Genomic DNA, 11,411 nt, shown 5'->3' with positions numbered 1-11,411 from the left:
ATTTTAATATGATTTCAAAAAAAGTGGCTCATGAGCATGAAGCCCGTGTCGATCAATGCTTCCTTTGCCACCAAACCACGTTGTGGACTGATATTAAAGGAGTTGGGTTTTATAAGCATCATTGAGGAATTTCTTCGCTACAATGGAACATTATAAGTGCCGTAACAATTTGTTATGGCACTTGATTGGGTGACTGTTTCGGTATTTGATGTTGCATCAGCATAGGCATACCAGCAGGTGTTTGAATATATCCTTTGTACCAATACACTGTGGCATAATAACCACTACAGATCAGGCCTAAAATCGCAAAGACAACGACCAACCAACCAAAGACTTTGGCCAACGAAACACCACGTCCTTGGTTATGTGACGCCCATGCGATTAAAACAATACCCAGAGCTATTGCAATGAGAGACACCATCTGGGCTATATGGAATAGGAATGCTTCACCTGACATCATTGGCATCTGGAAATAACCTGCATACCAGTATTTAATACTATAAAAAATACTGCATAATTCCCCTAAAATCCCAATAATAACAATCAGCCATCCAAATATTTTGGCTAATCCAATACTTTTTCCTTCATTACGTAATGCCCAGACGACCAACATGATTCCAAGCGCTATTGCGATAAGACCGAACATTTCAGCACTATGAAACAGAAACATCATGACACACCTCCTTTGCTCTTTTGTTGTTTACTAAAGCGAGGTATAAACCCGGGAGTAACCGCAGCATAGTCTTTATATTCCTCGCCAAATTCTGCCAAGACCTCTTTTTCTTCTCTACGTGCAAGACGAACATACATATAAACTAATATAGGAAACATGATTAAGGTTAAAATGGTTGGCCATTGTAGTAAAAAACCAATCATCACCAGAATAAATCCATCGTATTGTGGATGACGAATTTTGGCATACAGTCCTGTTGTGGCCAGTTGATGGCTCTTCTGAGCGCGATAAAGAGTACCCCAGGCTGATGCAATCATCCAAAGACCGCCAATAATGAAGACAAAACTTAAGATATGAAAGACATCAAAATGGGGATCTCCTTTCAACCCCAACAAAGTATGGAGTAAATGGCCACTGTCATGACCGTATAAATCCACTCCAGGATAATATTTTGAAAGCCATCCAGACAGTAAATAAATGGTTAAAGGAAAACCATACATTTCGGTAAAATAGGCAACCACAAACGCAGAGAACGCCCCAAAAGATCGCCAATCTCGCCTTGTCTTAAACGTGGTGGTAAAACTGTAAGCAAACAAAATGAAAATCGCTGAATTGACAATGACCAATAACCACAAACCATAGGCATAAGAAGTATGTTCCATTTCGATTAATCCTTATCCTCAGAGGAATCATTGTCCTTACTATCCGATTTATGGTGATGATTCTCTTCATGCCCCCCATGTCCTTTGTGCATAAAAAGATGCATCAAGGGACAGAGTAAAACTAACAGCACCAAAGGGGAAGCCCCCAGAAAGCTTGCAATATGAGCACCGTGCTCTACAATCAAGTAATAGCTAATAATCCCAATAATAATGATGGCCATGAGTCCTGAAGGAGAACTCCAAAAGCCCTTCTCTTTTTGTGGTTTTGGTGGCTTCGAGTGGCCCCCAAATGCAGGCGACATGATAGGCACTCCTTTGACTCATCAATTTGTATTAGTATAGTCCATCCTTAATAAAAGATTACGCCAGTCAGGCATCATTTCATAAATTGCTCGACTTTTGAACTTAAGTACTATCTTGTCTATACTTAAATTGATAAGTATTGGATTTAGAGTAGCTTAATCAGCTCTTTTACAAGGAGCGGCAATATGTGGACTTTAAAGACGTTGAAGTGGTTTGTTGCAGTAGCCGCTTTGATGGGTTCAAGTGCTGTAGCTTCTGCCTTTGATGCCTCAATCAAAACTGACTCACCAATAGGTTCCATAATATTAGCTTCCAATATACCTCATGCCCCTCATTGGAAACCTCATGGTGGACATGGCCGGTGGCATTGGGATGGACATAGATGGCATTGGATTCAATATCACTACAACTGGCATCAAAATTGGCACCATAATTGGCATCAAAACTGGCATCACGGTGGTGGTCACGGTGGCCATGGCGGACATTAAGAGTGGGAAATTCATTCCCAAATCTTGATGTGTGAGTAAAGGCATTAACCTTTTGTTAAGAAGGTTTTTTTGTGCCAAATATTCGGAAATAAGGCAGAAACAGGACAAATGCGAGCCAGAAAAGCCCTCATCAAGAGACTATGAAAAAAAGTATAACTAGCCACAGAAAAAATTGAAGCACTTAAATATCTTGTTCGAGATAATAAAAATCAATTAAGCCATTTAAATACCTTAAGCAATTTATTGCAACAACGGATTAATTATTTTAAGCAGATTATTAGCATCCATCAAAAACAAGAGGAAGAAGTAGCCGAAAATATGATGGCAAGTGTGACAAGGGACTTTAGCTCGCAAATCAGGTATACATCTTAGCCTTCACTATGCAAAATGGCGAATTTATTTTACTCAATTGAAAGCGATATTAATTTTATATTTTTACAATTAATACTTTTATTCATAATCAAAGTAAGTAATAGTCTTATATGAGTATGTTAAGAGCACGCTAAATAAAAGGAATTATAGATATGAAAATTGTTTATTTAATAATTAGCTTTATGATTCTTCTTTTGAATTCAGGCTGTGGCGGATTACGTCAAGTAAATGCAGATGCGAAAAATGTTAACTTGTATTTGTCCTATCCTACAGGAAATTGCCGTTTCTTAGGGATTATTAAAAACCCAAATGTACATGAAGTTGTGGATATCCGTTCCTCTTTAAAAGATCTAGAAAAAGATGATAATAATTTTTTAAAAAATGAAGGCGCAAAGTTAGGAGCAAATGTTATCGTTCTTGTAACCCATACACCAAAGGAAGCTCAAAAGAGATATGTAAGGGGATCAAAAAATTTAACAACTATTAATATCCATTCCGTAATAGCTAATGCATATTATTGTCCCCATGTGAAAATTGACCAATTACAACAAAGAAATTTAGAAATTAAGCAAACTCCATTATTTGAAAATGATGATCTGCAGATAAATGATTAAAAAATCCAGGATTGTCAGATAAATTGTCACCATCCTAAAGACATGAGGAAGGCTTTTCTTGGGAAGGGAAAGCCCAATACTCCAATAAACAAGATCATTGATAGGTGATAATGTTCCTCATTGATGGATTCATATCATGAAGGTGACTATTTATTCCTATGAATTCATAAAATAATTCCAATGGATGTTTGGCTTTTTAAAAAAGCACAGCAACTCCTAAGGTTATTGTATCTTGGGTGGTAGGCTCTCCTTGACTTTGAAGAATCCTCTTAAGAGCACCATACTCTACATCATGTTCGTACTCTGTAAAAATACTAAGACCTGGTTTAAGACGATAGTAAGGTCTAAGAATATAACGCATTTGGTTTAAGCCATTGCCAATCTCATTTTTGACGACGGTATGAGTGGCCAAAATGCTGCGAATTCCTGTGAGGAAGAAGAAGTTATTGGTCAGCTGGTTAGCCCGTGCTAACTGAATGTCAAATTTCACACTGCCATCACGGTAATACGTTCTAATGTTGGTATCAATATACCAAGGCATCAATCCTTCAATACCAATACCCGGTTGCCAATAAGGGCCTCCCGGGCGATAAAAATAATTGACCCCACCTTTAATGGCCCAAAATTGACTAATCAAATGCCAATAGAATACATCGATGTCTGCGTTTTCAACGGTTCCTTTATAAATTTCAGCGTCCTCAGTATACAGCTGGAGTTTATTGTAATCGGTGCCATAGAGACCTCTAAACGTCATTTCCTGAGCATTATGAAAAGGATCTTCACCGAGCTCCATATAGCTTGCGCGATAGAAGCCTTGATGATGCCCTGCGGGGTGTTTGATGAGTGAAGCATCCAGTGGCATGACTTCATCTTCTCGTACGATAGGTCGATTGATGTAGGCTTGTTGATAGGCGTAATTCTCTGGCTTTCGAGTGCCGTTGGCAATCTCGATGATGGTGGTGTATTGAAATACCCGCGCCATACCCGCGGTCATGTGCAAAAGATGATGGCAATGGAAAAACCATTGGCCGCTGGCCTCGGTATCAAAATCGGCAACGGCAGTCGCTCCTGGAGCCACCTCAATGGTATGCAATAAAGGATCGTAAGCCCCATGGCCATTGCGTAAAATAAACCAATGACCATGAATGTGCATGGGATGACGCATCATCGAATTGTTGGTAAAAATAATCCGATAACGCTTTCCTGGCTCAATCAGAATTGGTTTGGCCTTGTATTCCGGTAATCCATTAATAAACCAGATATAACGGTCCATGTAACCAAACAATTCCATTTTAATAATCCCATCGACCGCTTTATTCGGATTATTGGTTTTCACTGCTGCTTTTAACTCTTGGTATTTAGTTCCCAGGGTGGTGGCTTTTGCCGAATCAGGCGGCTGTATTTTATCGCCTATAATGGTCGGCTCAATAGGCATCTTCATGTTCATGGAGCCATTCATCGACATATCTTGTTCCATAGGCCCATCAGACTTCATGTTCCTATTCATAGACCTGTCATTAGCAGAGTTAGACGTCTTACTCTGGCTCATTGCGCTATGATTCATGTCCGGCATAACCATGCTCTTGTTCATTGCAGTCGATGAGGAGTCAGATTTCATTTGAGCAGAGTTAGACGTCTTATTCTGGCCCATTGCGCTATGATTCATGCCCGGCATGGCCATGCTCTTGTTCATCGAGGTCGAAGAGGATTTGGGTTTCATGGATGAGGTGTGAGTGGAATGATTGGATGCCTTGTCCATTTTCTTTTGGGGAGTCATGGAGGACATCGAGTGGTTCGCGCTTTGCGAGCTCATTGTTTGCGCGTGCGAAGGCATGGTCATGGAGGATTTCATCGCTGTTGATGATGTTTTTTTGTTCATCAAGCCGTGCTGTTGGTTTCCATCCATCGCCCCGCCATTCATAGACTGCATCATGTTGGCCATCATTTCTCTTGTAACAGGAAGTGGCTCAGGGAAAGGAGTCACTTCCTGAGTGTTGACGACTTGATTAGGATAGGTTATTAAGGCTCCATAGGCTTTACCCAGAGTATCAATCGACTCGGCATAAATAATGTAAGGCTTGTTTTTTTGAATTGTCACCAGAATATCGTAGGTTTCACCCGGTGCAATCCAAAAATCCTCAATGGGATAAGGGGTCACATCATTTCCCTGAATATGCACCATGTCCACTTTGGCATCAGGAATTTTAACACGATAGATGGTACTTGCTCCTGCGCCAATAAAGCGTAATCGCACCGTATCCCCTACCTTCACAGGGGCAGTCCAAGGATGAGATTTAGGCCGACCATTTAATAAATAGGCATCATACGCCACATCACTTAAATCATAGATACTCATCCGCATTTGTTGCATCATTTTATAATCAGCGATTAATTTTTTACGCTCCTCAGGGGAGGCTTTACGATAATCATGAAGAAACTTCATGAGTGAGGGTTGCAGGGGAAATCGAGGACCGTAATAATCGCCGTCTTTTTTTAAATTCGCAAGCACTTGTTCGGCAGGGGTGTTGCTCCAATCGGATAACACCACCACATAATCTTTGGTGTAGTGATAACTTGGGGGACTCGGTGGGTCAATAATAAAAGTCCCATATAAACCTTCTTGTTCTTGAACCTTGGCGTGGGCGTGATACCAATAGGTCCCCCGTTGATAAAGCTTAAAGCGATAATGGAACACGCCTCCTGGGGGAATTGGTTTTTGACTCACCTCATCCACCCCATCCATTTGCCAAGGAACCAGTAAACCATGCCAATGAATGGACGTTCCCTCATCCAAATGGTTATACACATTGATGGTGACCTCATCTCCTTCTTTAAAATGCAACGTAGGGGCTGGAATTTGCCCATTAACAGCAATGGCGCGCCTGGGTTTGCCTACAAAATTCACCGTTTTATAAGCAACCACCAAATTAACCGTATGCTTTGCGCCACCGGTCATGGTGAGAGGGGTCACCGTTTGAACAGGTTGCTTTTTAGTAGCCTGTTGCTCTGTCTTGTTTTTCACAGATTTGGGTTGAGACGGTGTTGCCTTGGGAGAAGTCAGTGTTGGAGTTGAAGCACCATGTTGCTCATGCTGGGCAAACAAAGCAGAAGAACTGAGCAGTAAAAAGGAAAAAACAAAGAAATGACTCCATATTGAACAGCGCAAATCCTTTTGTACCATGTTTGTATCCTTCCATAAAAATCGTATTAATACGGCGATACCGTCTTTTCTGCTTTGACAGGCAGAACACCATACCCATAGCGGTAGACTAATTCCGCTCCATACCAAGCCGTCGTGAGTAACAGCACTTGGGCAAGGAACAATGCCATTAAGAAGGGAAGCGTCGTTTTTTGGTGTCTAATATAACGCCAAATCACCCAGAAAGCCATAAGTAAAAGGACACTCGCAGTAGCCAGTGCCCAGTTGCGGTGAATCACTTTGACGGCATGCACCATGGCTCCATGTTTCACTGTATAAAAGGCATAAAACCCAGCGGACACGGTGGTCATCGTGCTCAATGCCGCCAGCCATAAACACCAACGAGCCACTATGTCCAATTCGACAATCAACGGCTTGGTGTTCCAATGAGTGTAAGAGGCTAAATAGGTTACGGTATAAAGAATCACCGAAACAGTAAATAAGGCCACGGTAAAATGAACAAAAATGGGGTGCCAATTGGGAATAATTTCTATCATGGTCGATGTGCTCCTTAGTTTAGTTTGGGGAACCAACATCTCCTTCCCTCATTTCTTCCTACAAAAAATAGCGAATTGGCTATTCTGTTGTCCCTTTTTATTTCTTATTTTTGTCAATTAAATTGTTATCCGTTATGCTAAAGGTCCAAGATGAAAATAGCAACAATCAACCGGGTTGTTTTTAGTCGTTGGCAAGGACAAGAAAAATAATGTTGAAGGAATGGTTATGAACGCTAAGGATTGTTTTGCAGCGAATGAATACGAAGAAAAAGCAAGAGAACCCATTCCTCTGGCTGATGAGAGCGAGTGTCATGAAGCCAGGGACTTAGAGAATGAGATGAGCCTTGACGAAGAGTTTGATGCGATACGCTCCATCAATTAACATCCTCGCCTGTTAATCAGGGTCCTTATAGAGCGCGTCAAACCAATGCCTCATCACATCATTACGCATGATTCGGACGGATTCCAACGAATCCCTTATCCCCTGTGCCAAGTCATGCTCTATTTTTTTAAAGACGTTGTCTTCAGTAGTCCTGCGGCGATTGGCTTCTATGGGATGCTCTAGTAATTCGATGGCCTTCATGACTGGATTCAATTTTTCAGAAAACACATAACGACTGATGCGCATAGGATGGGTTTTCTCAAGCCACCAGGATAAGAAAGGATTACTTAAGCTTCGCACCAAGGGTTGCATTATTTTTTGGTAAATCGAATCATTGGCTTCGGATGTTTGACGAACCTTGTCAAACGGTTGCGTGGAGCTCGTTGTGCAAAGTTGTGTTAGGTCACGCTCTTCAAAACGCACCTGATATTGTTCTTTACTGCAATCGGGATCGCCTGTTGGATTAATAATCATCATTTCATAAAGCCCTGGCTGCAATTGCTCAATGGCATCACTATGCTCTAAAATGGCACGATGGTGCAAACGAACGACTTGGGCTGAAACAAAGATTCCTAAATGCCCAATCGAGGGGTGAAGAAGATAAACCACTCGCTGTTTCGCCTCTTTTAAGGCTTGCGTCGTAGGATAAATCGTTCGTATCCAATGCAAAGCCTGCCTCGGTGGGGTAATTTGATCGCCCTGGGAAGCAAAAAGAACTATGGGACTTCGAATGCGTTTTAAATCGTAAATGCATCCTTTATGAATTGGCATTTCACCACGCTCCAATTGATTGCCAATAAAAAGATGGGTCACTGTGGCTATTATCTCTTCTTGACTAAATTGGTAAAAACCATTCCACCAGCGTTCAAACTCTAAAAATCGCTGCCGCTCCCCATCGATTTCATCAAATAAACCATAATATTTATCCCAAATCGCTGTGGTTGGGTTGAGTAACTCAAAATTAGAGACCAACCACGCCCCATCCAATACCCCTTCTTTTAAATCCGATAGAAAGCGGGCACTCCAGGCACCACCTAAGAGTCCCCCTAATAATTGCATGGGGTTGGCTTCTTCTTCACTGCTGGACCAATAAGAAACCGGTGAGCCATTCATGACCGTCAAACCAACCGATCCCACACAATCAGAAGCCAATAATGCCAACATCCAACCGGCTTGACAATTACCATAAAGAATGGGCGCTTTGCCTTCATGCCATGCTTGGACTTTTTCAACAAAATGGCGCAAAGTGGCTAAGACATCGGCGAGCGTTTGATGAGGAACAGGGTTAGGATAAAAAATAACAAAGTACACGGGATGGCCACTATGAAGTGCAATGCCTACTTCAGAGTCTCGTTTGAAGCCACCAATCCCTGGTCCATGGCCTGATCGGGGATCGATAATAATAACTGGATGCGCATGAGGGTCAAAACACGCTTCAAAACAAACATCACCAACCTCAAGAATTTTAACCAAAGCATAATTCGTTTTAGGCTCCAATGATTTCCCATCGAGGACTAATTCGTATTTAAAATTAAGCAGTGGGGGCAACCCTTGTTGTTCGTGCTCCATCATGTTATTGGCACGTTCACGTAACGTATCCCAAAATAAAATAGAACGCTGCCAACAATCCAGTTGATAAGAAAAAAAATCATGCCCCATTTGATAAAGCGAGTCGATGTTGTCCTTGTCCATGCATCACCACTATCCTAAATCTCAACCTCTTTACCTATTGTGGACTAGAGATAAGATTTTTACAAAAATTTTCTCTCCATCCGATAACCGATAGGCACAAGACCTATTAACGACAACAACGGCTCAAGGACGTGCTTAAAGAATAATAAAATCAAGTCTTAACCGTTTGTTGTTGAGCAACAGATAATCTATTATGGTAATAAATCATTGGGTTAAGAAGAATCTCATGAAAAAAATCAATTTTCTATTGTATTTATTAACCATGCTCGCCATATCCTTTGTAACCATGGGTCATGAAATCACTGGAACTTCAGAGAATGCGAACCAAACCAAGCACATGTATCGTGGCTCCTCGATCACTCTTGACGAGTTAGCACAAGTTGCGGATTTATCCTCCGCACGAGATCAAAAAGGAAATCCCGTGACCCTAGAAGAAGAAAGCTATCAAGTGGGCTCTTTTACAAAAGGCACTGTGACTGTCATTCCCCAAAGTGGAAAAGCGGACGATGTCATTACCTTGGATTTAAAAGCAAATTAGTGCATAAAAATCTGATGCTACTCAACATGAGCTGAATAGGGAATAAATCCACCATATGCTTTGTTGGTCATGATGTCAGTGCCTCTGATATGGCCATTTACCTCTGCAGCCTCGGTACTTGGCGACAGTAATCTACAAATAAACCACGGAACAACACAAGACATCATGACTCAATCCTTGATTAATTAGGGGCATCCGAAGGATACAAAGTACGCAGCTGTGCCAACACTTTTTGTAATTTTTGCCAGTTGGCTTCAGTTCCTTCTTTATCATTGGCATCACCGGTTTTATCAAGGCGAGTGGCTAATTGATTGACATAGCTTAAATTTTGTTGCAGTGTTTTTTTCTGTTCCTCTGACAAATCCTTGCTTAAAGCAGGTAATGCGTTGACTAAATCACGAATGGCGAACGCATGCTGGTGTATGGACGTTAAATCATCACCACTGAGTACTTGATTCATCGATGCCACATGCTTATCTACCGCCTCCCAAATGGCCGGAATGGTTTTAGGAATGGATTTCGTTGGCTCTTCAGTAGAATCAGCAATGGCTTGAGAATACCCACAAACCAGCAAAACACTGGCAATAAGCCCCAACCAGAAATGCTTTCTTTGTTTTAAGGTCATGTGCTTCATTTTTTTTCTCCTTGCTCTGTTTTATCTTCTTGTCTGCGCTTTTCTCGCCATGCTTCCATGGCATTATATACCGTAGGCACCACCAGCATATTAAGTACTGTAGAAGTCAATAATCCGCCCAAAAGCACCTGAGCCAAAGGGCGCTCCAATTCTTTACCCGCAGGCGAACCCCATAACAAGGGAATTAAGCCAAGGGCCGCTGTGGCGGCAGTCATTAATACCGGCACTAAGCGGTCCATGGTGCCATTAATAACCACTTGTTCCCGAGTTTTTCCCTGCAATCGCAATTGGTTGTAATGACTCACTAAAATGATTCCGTTTCTCGCAGCAATTCCAAACAGCGTAATAAACCCAATCATGGCCGCCACACTCATCTCGCCACTCACCACAAACAGTGAAATGACCCCGCCAATGAGTGCCAAAGGCAAATTAAACATCACCAATAACGCTTCTCTAAACGTACCAAAGGCTTTATGCAGCAATATCAACATAATAAAAATCACCAAGCCACCAAAAACTAAAATCACTCGAGAGGCTTGTTGCTGACTTTCAAATTGGCCGCCGTATTGAATAAAATAACCGGTGGGGAGTTTGATTTTTTCTTGTACTTCCTGCTGCACTTCGGCAATCACGCTGCCCAAATCGCGTCCCTGCACATTGAAAGAAATCACTAACAATCGTTGCACGTTCTCACGATTAATTGCAAAAGGTTGCGGTTCCAATGCTATCTCTGCCACAGCCCGCAACGGGATTTGCGCATTGGTGTTTTCTCCCACACCATGAGCATCGATCAGCATGTTTTGAATGTCCTTGACGCTGTCACGTCCTGGTTTATCCATTCGCAGATATAGATCAAACGTTCGTTGCCCCTCTAAAACGCTGGAGACGCTCACACCATTCAGAAGCACTTGCACGTCTTCCGAAATCTGTCCCACATTGACCCCATAGCGAGCTGCTTTTTCGCGATCAAGTTGAATCACCAATTGGGGTACTTTAATCTGCTGCTCCTTATTCACATCCACTACCCCGGGTACTGATTTTAACAAAGCCTCCATTGACAGCCCTAATTCATTGAGAGTGGATAAGTTATCACCAAAAATTTTAATAGCGACCTGTGCTCGTACACCTGAAAGCACTTCATCCATACGATGAGCAATGAATTGCCCCACGTTAAATACGGCTCCAGGAATATTCGCCAAATCCGCACGAATGTGACGCAGCAATTCATCGGGTCTCATGGACTTGTCTTTATCAAAGTTAAGAAGCACATCAAATTCACTGATGTTGGGTGGTAGCGCATCTTCATCAAGCTCACTGCGCCCTGCCCGCTGCGCAATGGAAATCACTTGCGGATAGC

At 42.0% G+C, this 11,411-nt stretch carries 14 protein-coding genes; 5 read left to right on the top strand and 9 right to left on the bottom strand.

Features of this window, described 5'->3' with window-relative positions; genetic code table 11:
* Nucleotides 1-172 precede the first annotated feature (172 nt).
* From ACWTEW_RS24610 to ACWTEW_RS24600, 3 genes are read right to left on the bottom strand one after another with little or no spacing between them, the layout of a single operon-like run.
* Entirely contained in the window at nucleotides 173-673 is a 501-nt protein-coding gene (locus ACWTEW_RS24610) for a hypothetical protein (RefSeq protein WP_454783581.1), read from the bottom strand.
* Complete coding sequence (locus ACWTEW_RS24605; RefSeq protein WP_454783580.1) at nucleotides 670-1,335, bottom strand: methyltransferase family protein; 666 nt, start codon at nucleotides 1,333-1,335, stop codon at nucleotides 670-672. Before ACWTEW_RS24605 ends, ACWTEW_RS24610 begins: the two co-directional genes overlap by 4 nt.
* 5 nt (nucleotides 1,336-1,340) lie before the next feature.
* Complete coding sequence (locus ACWTEW_RS24600) at nucleotides 1,341-1,637, bottom strand: DUF2933 domain-containing protein (protein WP_454783579.1); 297 nt, start codon at nucleotides 1,635-1,637, stop codon at nucleotides 1,341-1,343.
* Nucleotides 1,638-1,823: 186 nt separating this feature from the next.
* On the opposite strand from ACWTEW_RS24600, the gene ACWTEW_RS24595 reads away from it, so the two are divergent.
* The 3 genes from ACWTEW_RS24595 to ACWTEW_RS24585 all read left to right on the top strand — a co-directional run bounded on the left by ACWTEW_RS24595 (nucleotide 1,824) and on the right by ACWTEW_RS24585 (nucleotide 3,112).
* Complete coding sequence (locus tag ACWTEW_RS24595; protein WP_454783578.1) at nucleotides 1,824-2,126, top strand: VrrB; 303 nt, start codon at nucleotides 1,824-1,826, stop codon at nucleotides 2,124-2,126.
* 171 nt (nucleotides 2,127-2,297) lie between these two features.
* Nucleotides 2,298-2,498, top strand: coding sequence for a CHASE3 domain-containing protein (locus ACWTEW_RS24590; protein ID WP_454783582.1), 201 nt, complete (start codon nucleotides 2,298-2,300; stop codon nucleotides 2,496-2,498).
* Nucleotides 2,499-2,650: 152 nt separating this feature from the next.
* Nucleotides 2,651-3,112 carry a DUF4156 domain-containing protein gene (locus ACWTEW_RS24585; RefSeq protein ID WP_454783577.1) on the top strand — a complete coding sequence of 154 codons (462 nt, stop codon included), beginning with the start codon at nucleotides 2,651-2,653 and terminating at the stop codon, nucleotides 3,110-3,112.
* A gap of 196 nt (nucleotides 3,113-3,308) precedes the next feature.
* Here ACWTEW_RS24585 and ACWTEW_RS24580 read toward each other — a convergent pair whose 3' ends face one another.
* Nucleotides 3,309-6,293 carry a multicopper oxidase domain-containing protein gene (locus tag ACWTEW_RS24580; RefSeq protein WP_454783576.1) on the bottom strand — a complete coding sequence of 995 codons (2,985 nt, stop codon included), beginning with the start codon at nucleotides 6,291-6,293 and terminating at the stop codon, nucleotides 3,309-3,311.
* Between the two features lie 26 nt (nucleotides 6,294-6,319).
* On the bottom strand, nucleotides 6,320-6,847 hold the full coding sequence (locus ACWTEW_RS24575; RefSeq protein ID WP_454783575.1) for a DUF2231 domain-containing protein: 528 nt from the start codon (nucleotides 6,845-6,847) through the stop codon (nucleotides 6,320-6,322).
* 187 nt (nucleotides 6,848-7,034) lie between these two features.
* Between ACWTEW_RS24575 and ACWTEW_RS24570 the strand changes: the two genes are divergently transcribed.
* Nucleotides 7,035-7,190 carry a hypothetical protein gene (locus ACWTEW_RS24570; protein ID WP_454783574.1) on the top strand — a complete coding sequence of 52 codons (156 nt, stop codon included), beginning with the start codon at nucleotides 7,035-7,037 and terminating at the stop codon, nucleotides 7,188-7,190.
* 12 nt (nucleotides 7,191-7,202) lie between these two features.
* Here the strand turns inward: ACWTEW_RS24570 and ACWTEW_RS24565 are convergent, their stop codons facing one another.
* Nucleotides 7,203-8,882, bottom strand: a complete 1,680-nt coding sequence (locus tag ACWTEW_RS24565; protein WP_454783573.1) for a DUF3141 domain-containing protein — start codon at nucleotides 8,880-8,882, stop codon at nucleotides 7,203-7,205.
* Nucleotides 8,883-9,108: 226 nt separating this feature from the next.
* Here ACWTEW_RS24565 and ACWTEW_RS24560 point away from each other — a divergent pair, with 226 nt between their 5' ends.
* Nucleotides 9,109-9,420 (top strand): hypothetical protein, encoded by a 312-nt coding sequence (locus ACWTEW_RS24560; protein WP_454783572.1) that lies wholly within the window; start codon nucleotides 9,109-9,111, stop codon nucleotides 9,418-9,420.
* Nucleotides 9,421-9,437: 17 nt separating this feature from the next.
* Here ACWTEW_RS24560 and ACWTEW_RS24555 read toward each other — a convergent pair whose 3' ends face one another.
* The 3 genes from ACWTEW_RS24555 to ACWTEW_RS24545 form a co-directional block, all read right to left on the bottom strand.
* Complete coding sequence (locus tag ACWTEW_RS24555; protein ID WP_454783571.1) at nucleotides 9,438-9,587, bottom strand: hypothetical protein; 150 nt, start codon at nucleotides 9,585-9,587, stop codon at nucleotides 9,438-9,440.
* A 14-nt stretch (nucleotides 9,588-9,601) separates the two neighbouring features.
* Nucleotides 9,602-10,054, bottom strand: a complete 453-nt coding sequence (locus ACWTEW_RS24550; protein WP_454783570.1) for a transporter — start codon at nucleotides 10,052-10,054, stop codon at nucleotides 9,602-9,604.
* Nucleotides 10,051-11,411: efflux RND transporter permease subunit (locus tag ACWTEW_RS24545; protein WP_454783569.1), on the bottom strand; the 1,361-nt coding region annotated here is incomplete at its 5' end. The genes ACWTEW_RS24550 and ACWTEW_RS24545, both read right to left, overlap by 4 nt.

Source organism: Legionella stuttgartensis, assembly GCF_977063405.2.
Note: the sequence above shows the minus strand (reverse complement) of the source record. Positions and strands in the feature narration are given on the sequence as shown.